The sequence below is a fragment of the Brachybacterium sp. NPDC056505 genome, assembly GCF_042794925.1.
Lineage (GTDB): Bacteria > Actinomycetota > Actinomycetes > Actinomycetales > Dermabacteraceae > Brachybacterium > Brachybacterium kimchii.
Window position 1 is genome coordinate 101,154 of record NZ_JBHTSV010000003.1, and the last position, 14,595, is coordinate 115,748.

The 14,595-nt window shown below is 74.1% G+C and carries 13 protein-coding genes and 1 riboswitch; of the genes, 1 reads left to right on the forward strand and 12 read right to left on the reverse strand.

What is annotated here, in order from left to right; genetic code table 11:
* Positions 1-69 precede the first annotated feature (69 nt).
* Positions 70-2,118, reverse strand: a complete 2,049-nt coding sequence (locus ACFQ53_RS03380) for a WYL domain-containing protein (RefSeq protein WP_377855326.1) — start codon at positions 2,116-2,118, stop codon at positions 70-72.
* Positions 2,119-2,155: 37 nt separating this feature from the next.
* On the opposite strand from ACFQ53_RS03380, the gene ACFQ53_RS03385 reads away from it, so the two are divergent.
* Positions 2,156-3,328, forward strand: coding sequence for a DUF3866 family protein (locus ACFQ53_RS03385; protein WP_377855329.1), 1,173 nt, complete (start codon positions 2,156-2,158; stop codon positions 3,326-3,328).
* A gap of 41 nt (positions 3,329-3,369) precedes the next feature.
* Here ACFQ53_RS03385 and ACFQ53_RS03390 read toward each other — a convergent pair whose 3' ends face one another.
* The 11 genes from ACFQ53_RS03390 to pafA all read right to left on the reverse strand — a co-directional run bounded on the left by ACFQ53_RS03390 (position 3,370) and on the right by pafA (position 14,591).
* Positions 3,370-3,837, reverse strand: a complete 468-nt coding sequence (locus ACFQ53_RS03390; RefSeq protein ID WP_377855332.1) for a PH domain-containing protein — start codon at positions 3,835-3,837, stop codon at positions 3,370-3,372.
* A 4-nt stretch (positions 3,838-3,841) separates the two neighbouring features.
* A complete protein-coding gene (gene hisG / locus ACFQ53_RS03395; protein WP_377855335.1) occupies positions 3,842-4,699 on the reverse strand; it encodes an ATP phosphoribosyltransferase in 858 nt (285 codons plus the stop codon).
* Between the two features lie 71 nt (positions 4,700-4,770).
* On the reverse strand, positions 4,771-5,034 hold the full coding sequence (locus tag ACFQ53_RS03400; RefSeq protein WP_152352942.1) for a phosphoribosyl-ATP diphosphatase: 264 nt from the start codon (positions 5,032-5,034) through the stop codon (positions 4,771-4,773).
* Positions 5,035-5,114: 80 nt separating this feature from the next.
* A complete protein-coding gene (gene pnuC, locus ACFQ53_RS03405; RefSeq protein WP_377855340.1) occupies positions 5,115-5,822 on the reverse strand; it encodes a nicotinamide riboside transporter PnuC in 708 nt (235 codons plus the stop codon).
* Positions 5,823-5,912: 90 nt separating this feature from the next.
* Positions 5,913-6,041, reverse strand: a riboswitch (FMN riboswitch).
* 131 nt (positions 6,042-6,172) lie between these two features.
* Complete coding sequence (rpe, locus tag ACFQ53_RS03410) at positions 6,173-6,850, reverse strand: ribulose-phosphate 3-epimerase (protein ID WP_377855343.1); 678 nt, start codon at positions 6,848-6,850, stop codon at positions 6,173-6,175.
* Positions 6,847-8,490, reverse strand: coding sequence for an RsmB/NOP family class I SAM-dependent RNA methyltransferase (locus ACFQ53_RS03415; protein WP_377855346.1), 1,644 nt, complete (start codon positions 8,488-8,490; stop codon positions 6,847-6,849). Before ACFQ53_RS03415 ends, rpe begins: the two co-directional genes overlap by 4 nt.
* A complete protein-coding gene (gene fmt, locus ACFQ53_RS03420) occupies positions 8,487-9,479 on the reverse strand; it encodes a methionyl-tRNA formyltransferase (RefSeq protein WP_377855349.1) in 993 nt (330 codons plus the stop codon). The genes ACFQ53_RS03415 and fmt overlap by 4 nt, the downstream gene beginning before the upstream one ends.
* Positions 9,480-9,504: 25 nt before the next feature.
* Entirely contained in the window at positions 9,505-11,622 is a 2,118-nt protein-coding gene (locus tag ACFQ53_RS03425; RefSeq protein ID WP_377855352.1) for a primosomal protein N', read from the reverse strand.
* A gap of 7 nt (positions 11,623-11,629) precedes the next feature.
* Positions 11,630-12,010, reverse strand: coding sequence for an FKBP-type peptidyl-prolyl cis-trans isomerase (locus ACFQ53_RS03430; RefSeq protein ID WP_249480161.1), 381 nt, complete (start codon positions 12,008-12,010; stop codon positions 11,630-11,632).
* 82 nt (positions 12,011-12,092) lie between these two features.
* The gene (locus ACFQ53_RS03435) at positions 12,093-13,097 is read right to left on the reverse strand and encodes an FKBP-type peptidyl-prolyl cis-trans isomerase (protein ID WP_249480160.1); all 1,005 of its coding nucleotides are present in this window, start codon (positions 13,095-13,097) and stop codon (positions 12,093-12,095) included.
* Positions 13,098-13,205: 108 nt separating this feature from the next.
* Positions 13,206-14,591, reverse strand: coding sequence for a Pup--protein ligase (gene pafA / locus ACFQ53_RS03440; RefSeq protein WP_377855357.1), 1,386 nt, complete (start codon positions 14,589-14,591; stop codon positions 13,206-13,208).
* Positions 14,592-14,595: the final 4 nt, after the last annotated feature.

Here is a 14,595-nt window from a genome sequence, read left to right on the forward strand (position 1 = left end):
ATGGAGTCCGTGGAGCGGGGACGCGCAGTCCGCGGCGACGCCGCCAGGGCGCTGCGCACGCTCGAGGGTTCAGCCTACCGACTGCCCGTCGGCGTGACGCTCAGCACCGCCCCAGGAAATGGTCACGATCTCATCTCTCACCTCGCGCGGCGAGACCACCTCGGCCGCTCCGGCCGCCTCGATGACCGCGTCCACGAGGGCCGCCCGCACGGGACTGCCGAGCCGGGCGAAGACGCTGCCCCCTTCGAGGTCGCGGATCTCCTCGGCCTCGAAGGCCTCCGCGATCCAGAGGCCGCCGGCCTCCACGCGCAGCCAGACATGGCCGTCGACCCGGCCGCTGCCCGTGGCGGGGACCGCGGAGGAGGCGGGATCCCGGGCCGTGCTCTCGGCCCGCGGACGGGAGAGCGGCGCATCCTCGTCGAGGATCTCCACGATGCGGTCGAGGCGGAAGCGGCGCTCCTCCCCCGCCAGCTCGCAGGCCGCTCGCACGTAGGTGCGGGAGCCGACGGTGAGCAGCTCGAGCGGATGGATCCGGCGCACCGTGGTGCCGGGCGCCGCAGGAGGCGAGTAGCGGATGACCAGCGGCCCCTGCGCGCCGATCGCGTCCTGCACGGCGTCGAGCACCGCGGTGCGGCGGTCGGCCCCGGGGACGGACGGATCCTGCGTCCCGGCGGGAACGGCGGGAACGGCGGGGGCGACGGGGGCGACGGGGGCGACGGGGGCGCCGGGCGTCTCGCCCGTGCTCTCGTCTCCCTCGCCCAGGTGGGCGGAGAGCTTGCGGCGGGCCGACTCCACGAGGGCCGCCTCGGAGCCGGCGGCGGGATCGAGGGTCGCCAGGCCCGCGAGCAGGGCGGTGGTCTCGGGAACGCTGAGCTGCAGGGGCCGGCGCAGGGCGTCGGCGTTGCGCACGCGCACGAGGCCCGAATCCCATTCGGCCTCGATGAGATCCTCCCAGCCGGTGCCGAGGTCCCCGCACACGAACAGCACCTGGAGGTCCTCGATGACCTGCTCGGTGGAGACCGCGAACTCCTCGGCGACCTGCTCGAGCTCGACCTCGCCGCGGCTGAGCACGTAGGAGGCCTCGCCGATGAGCCGCGAGAGATGGTCGGTGCCGCTCGCGCTCACGCGGATGCGCGGACCGCTGCGCACGCTCGCGCGCTCCAGGGCGGCCAGATCGGGCGCGTCCTCGTGGCTGCGGGCGATCTGGGTGAAGATCCCTGCGAGCTCGCGGCGCCAGGGCGCGGGCTCGAGCAGCGCGATCCAGCGGGACTCGGCGAGGACGAGGCGCCGCACCTGGGCGCGGGCGGCCTCGGACAGCACGAGCTCTGGCGCGTCGAGCGGGGCGCCGAGGCGGTCGCGCAGCGCGAGCGCCTTGAAGGGCTCGACGGCCAGGCGGGCCGCGGACTGCTCGCTCGCCGAGTCGGAGCGGTGCAGGGCCTCCTCGATCGAGGTGTGGGCGGGCCGCTCGGCGCTCGCCCGGCCCTTCACGCGCGGATAGGTCTCGATGCGGGAGGCGCGGAACAGCCGAGGGGCATCGCGGTCCGCGTCGTGCCCCCACAGGTACCAGCGGCCCTCGTGGACGGCGACGACCCACGGCTCCACCGTGCGCTCGGCCAGGCGCCCGTCGGCGGTGCGGTAGGAGAAGACGACCCGTCGGCGCTGGGTGACGGCCTCGAGCAGCGGCGTGAGCACGGGCAGCGACTCGAGCGCGCCGCGGGGCGTGCGGCGCAGGAGGTCGGGATCGGCCTCGATGCCCAGGCTCAGCAGCTTCGCGCGCACGCGGCGCGCCGCTCCCCCGGCGGCGGCGTCGTCCCAGGCGCGGCTCGCGGCGAGGAGCACCGTGTACTCCTCGGGCGTCACGTCGAGGGCGTCGCCCTCGCCGCCCGCGATCCGGTAAAGCACGCGCGACTCGTCCCACGGGTCCCGCTCCGAGACCAGGGGCAGCCCGAGCTCGAGGATCGCGGCCTTGTCCCGCTCGAACATCTTCTCCGCCGCGTCCGCGCTCTCGGCGTTCGCGTAGTCGGGGATGACGTCGAACAGCTGGGCACGGTCGATCCGGGACCGTGACCCGATGGTCATGATGACGTTGAGCAGTCGTTCCACACCTCGAGCAGCCACCGCACCACCGTATCCGCCCACTCGCTACGCTGGCCGCATGCTGCAGTGGGAGCGAGGGCGTGTCCTCGAGGTGAGCGCGCCCTGGCGGGGCGTCCAGATGCTCCGGGTCGCCCGGACCGATGAGCCCGTGGAATCCGAGGGCGAGGCGTCGGCGGACGGTCCGAGCACCGTGCCGGCCCTCTCGTACCCCGAGCTCGTGGGGGAGATCGCCGAGGGCGAGGACGTGCTGCTGAACGCCAATGCGCTGCGGCGCGGACTCGGCACCGGCGGACAGGCGCTCGTGGTCGCCCGCACCGGGGAGCTCCCGGAGGCGCAGCAGCCGACGGGCCACATGGTCAAGGCCCGCTACACCCCGATGCAGACCCTCGTCGACGCGCTCGACGATCCCGGGTCCCCCCACCGCGCGGCCCTCGAGACGACGCACGACCTGGACGGCATGCCGGTGGTGCTCGCGGACCTCCACTCCGCCCTGCCCGCGGTCGTCGCCGGTGTGCGCGCCCAGGCGCCGGAGGCGCGGATCGTCTACGTGATGAGCGACGGCGCGGCGCTGCCCGCCGCCTATTCGCGCACGGTCGCGCGCCTGCGCGAGACCGGGGACCTCGTCGCCTGCATCAGCGCCGGCCAGGCGTTCGGCGGGGACCTCGAGGCCGTGACCGTGCACACCGCGCTGCTCGGCGCGAAGGCCGTCTGCGGGGCCGACGTGGTGGTGGTCGCGCAGGGGCCGGGGAACCTCGGGACCGGCACCGACTGGGGCTTCTCCGGGATCCAGGCCGCCGAGGGGCTCCATGCCGCCGCGGTGCTGGGCGGCCGAACCGTCGCCGCGCTGCGGGTCTCCGGGGCCGACGCCCGCTCCCGCCACCACGGCGTCTCCCACCACAGCCTCACCCTGCTGGGGCGGGCCGCGCTGGCCGCGGCCGACGTGCCCGTGCTCCCGGCGGAATCCGACCGCGATACCGATCCAGAGGACACCGCTTTCTCGCAGTACGTGAGGCAACAGCTGGAAAGGGGCGTTGTCGAGCCCGCCCTGACGCGAGGGATCGGGCACCGCATCGTGGACGTCCCGCGGGCGGGCCTGCGCGAGGCGCTCGACGACTCCCCCGTCGGCCTGAGGACGATGGGACGCGGGATGGAGGAGGACCCGTGGCCCTTCCTCTTCGCGGCCGCCGCCGGCCGCCACGCGGCCCGGCTCGCGGACCCCGCGGGCCGCTGAGGCTCACCGAGGTCCGCGCCGCAGAGCGCCTCCGGAGGGGATCAGCCCTTCGCGGAGCCCCCGGAGCCCTCGGCACCCGAGCGCTCGGCGATCATGCCGGCGAGGCGGCGCGCCGCCGTCATGCCCTTCTCGCCGTCGGTGCGCTGCACGGCCATCACCGAGAGCGTGTCGCCGTCGGCCAGATCGAGCTTCGCCCACGGGTCCCCGGGCGGGAAGACCACGCCGATGATCTCCGCCCACTCGAGCTCGCGCGTCGCCATGAGGTTCCGCACTACGAGCCGGTCGGCGTGCGCGGTCGCGCGCACGGAGCCCTCCCGGTGGCAGAACCAGAGCACGGCCAGGCCGAAGGCGAGGAAGCCGACGGTGTCCGCGAACCCGAAGTGGGTGAGGAGGGACAGGCCGATCGCGGCGAGCATCACCACGGAGCCGATCACGTAGGCGACGACGCGCGTCACCCGCGGCCGCAGGACGACCGTGCCCTCGGGCCCGTCGGGCGCGCTGATGCTCATGCGCTCACATCCGGCAGGCCTGGATCGCGGTGACGAGGATCGCGCGGGCGCCCACCTCGTACAGCGCGTCCATGACCTGGTTGGTCTCGGAGACAGCGACCATCGAGCGCACGGCGGACCATCCGCTGCGGTGCAGCTCGGACACCGTGGGCGCCTCGAAGCCCGGGGTGACCGCGACCGCGCCCTCGAGCTTCTCGGTCGGGATGTCATAGTCGATCAGCACGTACTCCCGCGCGACGAGGACGCCGCGGACTCGGCGCACGAGCACCTCGAGGGTGTGCGCGGCGTCGTCGTCCAGCGTGAGCCCGGGCCGGGAGAAGAGCACGGCCTGGCTCGTCATGATGGGGTCGCCGAAGACGGAGAGCCCTGCCTGGCGCAGGGTGGTGCCGGTCTCGACCACGTCCGCGATGACGTCGGCGACGCCCAGGCGGATCGAGCTCTCCACGGCGCCGTCGAGGTGGACCACCGTCGCCTCCACGCCGTGCTCGGCGAGGTGGTCCTCGACGAGGTTCTCGTACGAGGTCGCGATGCGCGCCCCCGCGAGTCCGCCGAGGTCGCGCTCCTCGCCCGCCTGGGCGGCGAAGCGGAAGGTGGAGTGCGCGAAGCCCAGGGGCAGGATCACCTCGGCCGCGGTGCGCGAGTCGGCGAGCATGTCCTGCCCGGTGATGCCGACGTCCACGGTCCCCGATCCCACGTAGACCGCGATGTCGCGGGGGCGCAGGAAGAACAGCTCGACGTTGTTGGGCTCGTCGACCAGGACGAGTTCCTTGGCGGTGCCGCGGCGGCGGTAGCCCGCCTCGGAGAGCAGGGCGGCGGCGGGTTCGGACAGGGCGCCCTTGTTGGGCACGGCGATGCGGAGCACGGGATTCCCTTCGGCGGAGGGGCGGCGGGAGGACAGGGCGGTCTGCGGGACGGATCTGCAGGGGCGGGCCCTCACAGATGTCGGTAGACGTCCTCGAGCGTGATGTCCTTGGCGATCATCATCACCTGGAGGTGGTAGAGGAGCTGGGAGATCTCCTCGGCGGCGGCCTCGTGCGACTCGTGCTCGCAGGCCATCCAGACCTCGGCGGCCTCCTCGACGATCTTCTTGCCGATGGCATGCACGCCGGCGTCCAGCTCGGCGACCGTGCCGGACCCCTCGGGGCGATCGGCGGCCTTCTGGGTCAGCTCGGCGTGCAGCGACTCGAAATCCTTCACGGCACCAGGGTATCGGTCGATGGCGGTGCCAGGGCGCGCCATCTCAGCGGGGGCGGCGGGGTGCGGCCTCGGGTGCGCGGTCACGGACGGGGACGTCGGCCGACGGTGGGATCCAGATGGGCGGTCTCGACGGTCACCGCGCGGTCCTCGCGGGTCCGCACGCGCCACCAGACGAAGAACCCGGTGAGGGTGAACAGCCCGTAGAAGACGTACATGAGACCGCTCGCGTAGTAGCCCGCGGAGAACAGCAGGGGCACGCCGACCACGTCGACCGCGACCCAGATCAGCCAGAACTCGACCCAGCCCTTGGCCATGCCGAAGGTCGCCAGGAGGCTGCCCATGAAGATCCAGGCGTCGGCCCAGACCGGCTCGTAGGAGCCGAGCGCGCGGAACAGCGGCGTGAGCGCGGCGGTGCCGCCGACGAGGACCACGACGAGCAGGGCGCGCGTGCCCCATCCGGCCCATCGGGGCTCGACGGCGGTGCCCCCGCCGGTGCGCGCGGAGTGCCAGCGCCACCAGCCGTAGATGCTGGTGACGATGAACATCACCTGACGGCCGGCCTGGCCCAGGAGGTCGACGGGGTTCGGAGTGCCGAACACGCTCCCGAGGAACACGGTGAGCAGCAGCAGGTTGCCGATGATGCCGATGGGCCACGCCCAGACCTTCCGGCGCATGCCGCCGAGGGCGCTGAGGAGCCCGAACACGTTGCCCACGACCTCGCGCCAGAGCAGGAACTGCCCTCCGGCGAACTCGATCTTCGCGTTGAAGAGCCACTCGATGACTCCCATGACCACTGCCTTCCGCTCGGGGCGACGAGCGCGGGGAGCGGGGTCCGGCAGGCGGGCGCGCGCCCGGATGCGCCGGGCCGCGGCATGCAGGACGTGCGCCTCTCATCCAGGCTGTGACTGTCGGTGCCGGAGTTCCACCGGCTCCACCGTCCTGCACGGGCAGGACGGGTCGCGGACTATGACCGCCGGCTCGGATTTCCACCGACCCCGGAGCACGTCACCGTGGTGACGAGGAGACTCTAGCCCGTTCCCAGGTCACGGCGGGTTCCGGTGTGTCCCGGAGGACATCCGCGTTCACGCTGCGGGGTCGCTCCCCAGGAGCGCCCGGGGACGGGGCCGGGCTCCTGCGCTCAGTGGCCGTGGCTGCTCGCGAGGGTGCGCAGGGAGTCGATCTCGGAGGCCGCGTCCTGCGCGCGGTAGATGGCGGAGCCGGCGACGAACACGTTGGCCCCCGCCTCGGCGCAGCGCTCGATGGTCTCGCGGTTCACTCCCCCGTCGACCTGGATCGAGACCTCCAGGTGCGCGTCGCTGATCGCCTTCCGGGCGCGGCGGATCTTCGGGAGCATGGTCTCCAGGAAGCTCTGGCCGCCGAAGCCGGGCTCGACGGTCATCAGCAGGAGCATGTCGAACTCGCCGATGATGTCCAGCAGCGGCTCGACGGGCGTCGCCGGGCGCAGGGCGACCCCGGCGCGGGCGTTCTTCGCACGCAGCTCGCGGGCCAGGCGGATGGGGGCGCTCGCGGCCTCGAGGTGGAAGGTCACCGAATCGGCGCCGGCCTCGGCGTAGGCGGGGGCCTCGCGGTCGGCGTCCTCGATCATGAGGTGGGCGTCCACCGGGATCGGCCCGTGGCGGACGATCTGGGAGACCATGTCCACGCCGAAGGTGATGTTCGGTACGAAGTGGCGGTCCATGATGTCGACGTGGACGCTGTCGGCGCTCGCGATGCGATCGAGCTCCTCGCCGATGCGCATGAAGTCGGCGTTAAGGATGCTGGGGTGGATGAAGGCGGAATCGGTCGAGTAGGTCACGGGTGCGTCCTCTCCTCGGAGGTGTCTGCGGGCTCGGGCGTCTCGGGCAGGCGGCGCAGGAGTGCCAGGAACATCGCGTCGGTGCCGTGCACGTGCGGCCACAGCTGCACGCTCGGGCCCTCGCCGAGCTCCGTCCCCTCGAGCGCCTCGGGGAGCAGCCCCGCGCGGACGGCGGGGCGGGCGTCGAGCTGCTCGACGTCGTCGCGGCGACGCAGCACGTCCTTGACCACGAGCAGGGTCTCGGCGACGTGCGGGGAGCAGGTCACGTAGGCGATCACTCCCCCGGGCCCGGCCGCGTCCAGGGCGCTGGCCAGCAGGTCCCGCTGCACGCGGCCCATCGAGCCGACGTCCCCGGGGCTGCGGCGCCAGCGCGACTCCGGCCGACGGCGCAGCGCTCCCATGCCGGTGCACGGCACGTCGGCCAGCACGCGCGAGAAGCGACCGGGCATCTCGGCGCCGACCTTCGTGCCATCTCCCTCGCGGACCTCGGTCTCGGCGCCCGCCTCGGCGAGCGTCGCGATCGCGCGGCGCACGAGGTCGACGCGGTGGGGCTGCAGCTCGACCGCGAGCAGATCGGCGTCGCGCTCGAGGGCGAGCCCCGCGAGCAGGGCCGTCTTGCCGCCCGGGCCCGAGCAGAGGTCGAGCCAGTGGTGGTCGGGCCCCTGAACGAGGTCGTCGGCGCCGAGGCCGAGGGCGAGGGCCATCAGCTGGGAGCCCTCGTCCTGCACGGCGGCGCGCCCCTCGGCGACGGGAGCGGCCCCGCCCGGGTCGCCGCCGGGCCACGAGGCGGCGAAGACGCTGAGGCGACCGGGCTCGGCGCCCGCGGCGGCGAGCTCCTCGGGATCGGTGAGACCGGGGCGCATGACCAGGGAGACCGAGGGCGCGGCGTTCTGCGCGGCCAGCAGGTCGTCGATCTCGGAGCGGTCCCGGCCGTGGGCCGCCAGGGCGTCGGAGAGGGCGCGCACCATCCACACGGGGTGCGAGTGGGCGACGGCCAGGTGCCCGATCTCGTCCTGCTCACGGTCCGGGGCGGCCTCGGCGACCCAGGTCGGCAGGTCCTTCTCCCCGACCCGGCGCAGCACGGCGTTGACGAAGCTCGCGGCGCCCGCGCCCACCCGGGAGCGGGCGAGGGCCACGGTCTCGGAGGTCGCGGCGTGCGGGGCGACGCTCATGTCCAGCAGCTGGTACGCGCCGAGCCGCAGCACGTCGCGCACCGCCTCCTCGACGTCGTCGAGGGAACGGTCGATGCACAGCGCGAGGATCGCGTCCAGGCGGCCCTGGGCGCGCAGGGTGCCGTAGAACAGCTCGGTCGTGAACGCGGCGTCGCGACCGTGCAGGCGGGCGCGGCGCAGCTGGTGCGGGAGGGTGAGATTCGCGTAGGCGTCGTCCTCATGGACCGCGCGCAGAGCGTCGTAGGCGACGGTGCGGGAGCTCGTGGTGCTGCGGCGGCGCTCGGACGGGCGCTCCTGGGACCAGCCGCGGCGGGGGCCTCCCCGCCCGCGGGACCCGGAGCGCTCGCGGCCCTTGGCGTCGCGGCCGGCGCCGTGGTGGCCGTCGCGCCGGTCGTCCCGGCGATCGCCGTGGTCACGCCGGTCCCGGTTGTCGGGCCGGCCCCGTCCCTGGTCCTGGTGCGGGTTCATCGGGTGCTCTCCTGCTCGTCGGCGGGACGCTCGGCTGGATCGTCAGCGGAATGGTCTGCGGCGCCGAAGGCGGCGCCCTCGGCGAGGCCCGCGCCGCGGGCCCAGTCCGCCGCGCGCATGGCGCGACGCCCGGCGGGGGCGAGCTGGGCGAGGGCGAGGGGCTCGCTGCCGGTGCCGATCAGCAGCTGCCGGCGCGTGGCGTGCAGCCGGCCGGGCGCCAGGGGCGGGGCCTCGGTGCGCACGGGCTCGACGCCCAGCACCTTCATCCGCTCGCCCTCCCAGGTGGTCCACGCTCCGGGGTGCGGGCTCATGCCGCGGATGCGGGCGGAGACCTCGGGGGCGGGAAGGCTGAGGTCGAGCTCGGCCTCGGCGGGCGTGAGCTTGGCGGCGCGGGTCGCGCCCTCCTCGCTCTGCTGGACCGGGCGGGCGGTGCCGTCGGCGAGGGCGTCGAGGGTCTCGACCAGGAGCGGAGCGCCGTCGACCGCCATCCGGTCCAGGAGGGATCCGGCGGTCTCGAAGGGGTCGATGGCGACGTCCCGGGTCGCGAGCACGGGCCCGGTGTCCATGCCCTTCTCGAGCAGGAAGGTGGTCATGCCGGTGCTCTCCTGCCCGGCGAGCACCGCGCGCTGGGCGGGGGCCGCTCCACGCCAGGCGGGGAGCAGCGAGAAGTGCAGGTTCACCCAGCCGCGCGGGGGGATCGCGAGCGCGGCCGGAGGGACCAGGTTCCCGAAGGCGACGACGGCCGCCGCCTCGACGTCCAGGTCGCGCAGCTGCGAGAGGACGTCCTCCCCGCGCAGCGAGTCCGGGGAGAGGACGGGGACCCTCGTCTCCTCGGCGAGGACGCGGACGGGGCTCGGTCGCAGGGTCCGGCCGCGGCCCGAGGGGGCGTCGGGACGGGTGAGCACGGCGACGACCTCGTGGGGCGAGTCGAGCAGCGCGCGGAGCGAGGGGACGGCGACCTCAGGGGTGCCGGCGAAGAGGATGCGCATGATCAGCCATTCTACGGGCGGGGGGTCAGAACACGTCGGGCGGATCGAGGCGCACGCGCAGGGAGCCCGGGTCCTTGTGCGCGCTGCGGGCCGCGATGCCGGCGCGGAGGGCGTCGGCGAGCTCGCGCGAGCGCTCGACGGCGAGGCGCAGCACCGCGCGCGAGCGGATGCGGTCGTCCTCCTCGGGGACGTCGACGGGCCCGAAGACGTCCGTGCCGTCAGGCAGGGCGGTCTGGGCCAGGAAGGAGCGCACGGCGGGCCGGTCGCCGACGACCTCGGAGACCTTCGAGACCGGGGGGAGATCCAGGGCGCGGCGGTCCTCCATGACCCGGTCGAGGAAGACGCTCGAGCGGTGGGCGACGAGATCGCGGATCGCGGGGAGGGTCGAGGTGCCGACGATCAGCACGCGCCCTCTCTCGGCCTGGGGCCGCACGAGGGCGATCGCGTTCGACCAGCGGCGCACGGCCTCGATGTCGGCGTCGTAGGCGGCGCGGGCGAGCATCGCGTCGGCATCGAGCAGCAGGGCGGCCGCGAACCCTCCGGGCGGCGCGGGCTCGGCGCCCGGGGTCGCGACGACGATCGCCCCGTCGGGCACGTCGTCGTCGGGGACCGGGCCCTGGGCCCCGCCGGCGACCCGGAAGGGGGCGTCGGGGAAGGCGCGCCGCAGCTCCTCGGCGGTGCGGGCGGAGCCGATGACGAGGGCCCTCACCTGCGTGCGCGAGCACTCCGGGCAGCGGTAGGCGTCCTCGCGGCGCCCGCACACGGTGCACTGGAGGCCGCCGCCGCGCCCGCGCAGCACGAGCGGCGCGGCGCACTGGGGGCAGCGGCAGCGGGTGCCGCAGAAGGTGCAGGCGACCGCGGGGACGTAGCCGGAGCGCGGCACCTGCACGAGCACGGGACCGCGGGCCATCCCCTCGCGCAGCACGCGCATGGCCTGCTGGGGCATGCGGGAGCGGCCGCTGGGACCCTCCCTTTCGCGCAGGTACTCGTCCATGGCCTCGATGTGCGGGCGCACCGCCGTGAGCGGCGCGGGCACGGGCGGCAGCAGGTGCAGGTAGCCGGTCTCGGCGAGGAACAGGGTCTGCGGGTCCAGGGATCGGCTGACCAGCAGCAGGGCGCAGTGCTCCTGGGCGGAGCGGGACTGCAGGATCGTGCGCAGGTGCGGGTACGGCGCGCGGGGCTCGACGAGGAGGTCGTCGGCCGGATCGAGGCAGATCGCCAGGGCGAGGTCCGCGACGGGGGCGAAGGCGGCCGAACGGTTGCCGATCACCACCCGCGAGGCGCCGCGCAGGATCCGGCGGAAGGCGCGGTAGCGCTTCTCGGGCCCGTCGGCGCTCGTGAGCACCTCATGGGCGATCCCGTGCGACTCGAGACAGCGATGCAGGCGCTGCACATCGCGCTGATCGGGCGCGATCACGAGGGACCCGGCTCCGTCCGGGAGCGACTCGATCGCCTGGGCGGTCAGATCGTCCCAGGAGTGGGCGGGCTCCAGGACGACGGCGGCGCGGGGCACGGGGCCCTGCGGGGCGCCGGCGCGGGAGACCAGCGCGGGGAGTCCCGCATAGGCGGTGAGGAGGTCGTCGGCGGGAGCGGCCGACGCTTCCTCCTCCCCCGCGTCGGGCTCCTCGGCGGGGACGGGATCCTCCGGGGACGCGCTCGCCTCCGTGCTCTCCTTCTCCTCCGCCGCGCGATCGGCCTTCTCCGCACGGGCGTGGCGCGGCGGGATCGCGAGCCGGAGCACGTCCCCGACGCTCCCCGCGCACCTCTCGGCGACCTCCTCGCACACGCGCAGCATGTCCGGGGAGATCACCACGTCCTCGGAGACGAGGCGGGCCAGGGGCGCGAGCGGGCGGTCCGTGCTCGCCCGAGCACTGCGTGCGAGCACGATGCCGTCGTGCTCCCGCCCCGAGAAACGGACCTTCACACGCATGCCGGGGCCCGCCGCGTCCAGGGTCGCCGGCACCGCGTAGTCGAAGGGACGGTCCAGATGGGGCAGCACGCCGATCAGCCGCACGGAGGCGACGGGATCGTGGCCGGCGACCGCGAACCCCGCCGTGGTGCGCGGTCGCGAGGACGGCGCAGGGGCGGGATCGGCGGCAGGGGCAGGCGCCTCGAACAGACCCTCCTGCGCATCACGGGTCACGAGGGCGTCAGCGCGAGTGGACGGCCACCAGGTCGCACACGAAGATCAGCGCCTCCCCCGGCGCGATCACGGGCGGCGCGCCGCGGTCGCCGTAGGCGAGCGAGGACGGGATCTCGAGCCGGCGACGGCCGCCCACGCGCATCCCCTGCACGCCCTGGTCCCAGCCGCTGATGACCTGGCCCACGCCCAGCTGGAAGCGCAGCGGCTCGCCGCGGTTCCAGGAGGCGTCGAACTCGTCACCGGTCCCGTGGGAGACGCCCACGTAGTGCACGTCCACGACGTCGCCGGCCTTCGCCTCGGGGCCCTCGCCCTCGATCTCGTCGACGATCACCAGCTCTGTGGGCGCCTCGGTGCCGGGGAACTCGATCTCGGGCTTGCTGCGGTCCATGGTGTCCTCCTGGTCGGTGGGAACGGCGGGATGGGGATGCGCCCGGGGGCGTCGGGAGAGCTGCGCGCGGTGGCGCGCGGGCTCAGGAGTTCTTCTGCGTGGGGGCCGCGTCGAGGACGTCGATGACGAACACGAGGGTCTTGCCGGCGAGCTCGCCGCCGGACTTCTCGTCGGTCCCGTACGCGTCCTTCGGCGGGATCACGAGCATCACCTGGCTGCCGATGGGCAGTCCGGTGAGGTGCTCGTCCCAGCCGGTGATGACGTCGCCCTGGCCCTGGGTGAAGCCGAACGGCACCTTCCGCTCCCACGAGGAGTCGAACTGCTTGCCGTCGTCCCAGGTCCATCCGGTGTACTGCATCACCAGGTGGTCGCCCTTCCGGGTCTTGTCGCCCTCGCCCTCGATGAGCACCTCGCGGGTGGTCTTCGACGGCGGATCCCCCTCGGGTTTGCCCTCGAGGGACGGGGCGCCGTCCTTGCCGAGCTTCACGGCGGGCAGGTCGCCCGAGGGCTTCTGCTCCTTGCCCTTCGCGCGCAGCGGGGAGACCACGCGGTCGATGTCGGCCACCTGGATGAGCGAGACCATCGAGCCGCTCGCGTCCTGCTGCCAGCCGGCAAGGGCGACGCGAGAGCCCACGGTGGCCGTGACCAGGAAGTCCGCGGCCTTCTCGCCGATCTGGTCGGTGGAGACGGTGACGCTGCCGGCGGGGCCGTCCTCCCACCAGGACTGCTTGGTCTTGCCGCTGCTCGCGTCCACGTAGAGGGGGCGCCAGATGATCGTGTCGCCCTCGGCGATCTGCGCGCCCTTGCCGGCGACGATCGTGCGGGCGTCCGGCTGGTCGATGCTGAGCGGGGTCTTGAACTCGACCTTCGGCGCCTTCTTCAGGTCCTTGCTGACGGTGACGCCGTCGAGCGCGGGCGTCGCGCTGTCGGACGCGCCGCCGCCGTCCGAGGAGCCCGAGCCGTCCTGGTCGTCGGAGCAGGCGGCGAGGCCGATCGCGGCGGATGCCGCGAGGGCGGAGCTGAGCAGGGAGCGGCGAGAGATCACCAGGGGGCCTTTCGTGTCGGGGAGGCCGCGGCGGCGGCCCATGCCCTCAGAGTACGGGGTCGAGGTGGGGCCGGGCTGGAAGAGGAACGGGCCCACGGGCGGTGGGAGAACGGCGTCGATCCGCTGAGCGGGCGCGCTCCCCCGCGGGGTTCAGGCGGGTGGTGCCGCGTCCGTCGATCCGTCTGCGCGGATCTGGGCGATGAGCGCATCCACCTGCTCCGATTCGGTCTGGAACGGGTCCATGACGCTCACGGGCATCGCGCCCTGGCGCACGAGCCGCATCGTGGTCCAGTCGGCGACGTGGTCCACGTGCGCCTCCTCGGACGCGGTGACGAAGCGCCCGCGCAGGTGGGCGCGGGTCGTCGCGGGCGCTGCGGCACGTGCGGACTCGATCGCCGTCTCGGAGAGCACGGAGGGCGCCTGTCCGCGCCGGCGCAGCGAGGCCGCGAGGCCCTGCTCCGGGTCGATGTCGTGGTAGGCGAGGTCGAGGCGCTCGATGCGCGGATCGCCCAGGTCGAGCCCGTGGCGCGCGGCGACCTGGGTGAACAGTCTCTCCTTGATCGCCCAGTCCAGGGTCTGCGCGGCCCAGGAGCGGTCGCCGGTGAGGACCGCGTCCAGGGCGCGCTGCCAGGTCTCCAGGACGTCGTGCTCGTCCTCGCGGGCGACGGGCGCGACGAGGTCGAGATAGCGCTGCTGGATCTGCAGGGCGCTCGCGGTGCGGCCGCTCGCGAGCGGCAGCGGCTCGGTGCCGGGGAGGTCTCGGGCGACGACGCGGATCGCGGAGATCGTGTCCTCGAGCTCGGGGACGTCGACCGCGCGGCCGGACTCGATGAGCCGCAGCACGAGGTCGGTGGTCGCGAAACGCAGCCACGTGGAGACCTCGGACATGGTCGAGTCGCCCACGATCACGTGCAGACGGCGGAAGCGCGTGGGGTCCCCGTGGGGCTCGTCGCGCGTGTTGATCAGCGGGCGGGTGCGGGTCGTCGCCGAGGACACGGCCTCCCACATGTGGTCGCTGCGCCGCGAGAACACGAAGCGGGAGGCGCCGTCCTCCTCGGTGACCACGCCGCCCGCACCGGTGACGATCTGGCGGGTGGCGAGGAAGGGCAGCAGGATCCGCGGCAGCCGGGTGAACTCGCCGCGACGGTCCACGAGGTAGTTCTCGTGGCTGCCGAAGGAGTTGCCCTCGTGGTCCACGTTGTTCTTGAACAGGTGGATGCGGGCGTCCTCGCCGCGCTCGGCGAGGGCCGCGTTCGCGCGCGCCATGAGGTCGGCGAGGATCCGCTCCCCCGCCTTGTCCTGCGCCACCAGCTCCCACCAGTCGTCGCACTCGGCCGTCGCGTACTCGGGGTGCGAGCCGACGTCGAGGTAGAGGCGGGCGGCATTGCGCAGGAACACGTTCGAGGAGCGGCCCTGGGCGACCACGGGCCGGAACAGCTCGCGCGCGGCCGCCTCGGGCTCGAGGGCGCGCGTGCCGTCGGCCCTCACGCACACGAGCCCGAACTCGGTCTCCAGTCCCCCGATGCGGCGCTCCATCAGC

Excerpts from the sequence above, each read along its gene's own strand:
- ACFQ53_RS03385 (WP_377855329.1), top strand. The coding sequence starts at position 2,156 with ATGCTGCAGTGGGAGCGAGGGCGTGTCCTCGAGGTGAGCGCGCCCTGG.
- ACFQ53_RS03390 (WP_377855332.1), bottom strand. The coding sequence starts at position 3,837 with ATGAGCATCAGCGCGCCCGACGGGCCCGAGGGCACGGTCGTCCTGCGG.
- pnuC (WP_377855340.1), bottom strand. The coding sequence starts at position 5,822 with ATGGGAGTCATCGAGTGGCTCTTCAACGCGAAGATCGAGTTCGCCGGA.
- ACFQ53_RS03415 (WP_377855346.1), bottom strand. The coding sequence starts at position 8,490 with ATGAACCCGCACCAGGACCAGGGACGGGGCCGGCCCGACAACCGGGAC.
- fmt (WP_377855349.1), bottom strand. The coding sequence starts at position 9,479 with ATGCGCATCCTCTTCGCCGGCACCCCTGAGGTCGCCGTCCCCTCGCTC.
- ACFQ53_RS03430 (WP_249480161.1), bottom strand. The coding sequence starts at position 12,010 with ATGGACCGCAGCAAGCCCGAGATCGAGTTCCCCGGCACCGAGGCGCCC.
- ACFQ53_RS03435 (WP_249480160.1), bottom strand. The coding sequence starts at position 13,097 with ATGGGCCGCCGCCGCGGCCTCCCCGACACGAAAGGCCCCCTGGTGATC.
- pafA (WP_377855357.1), bottom strand. The coding sequence starts at position 14,591 with ATGGAGCGCCGCATCGGGGGACTGGAGACCGAGTTCGGGCTCGTGTGC.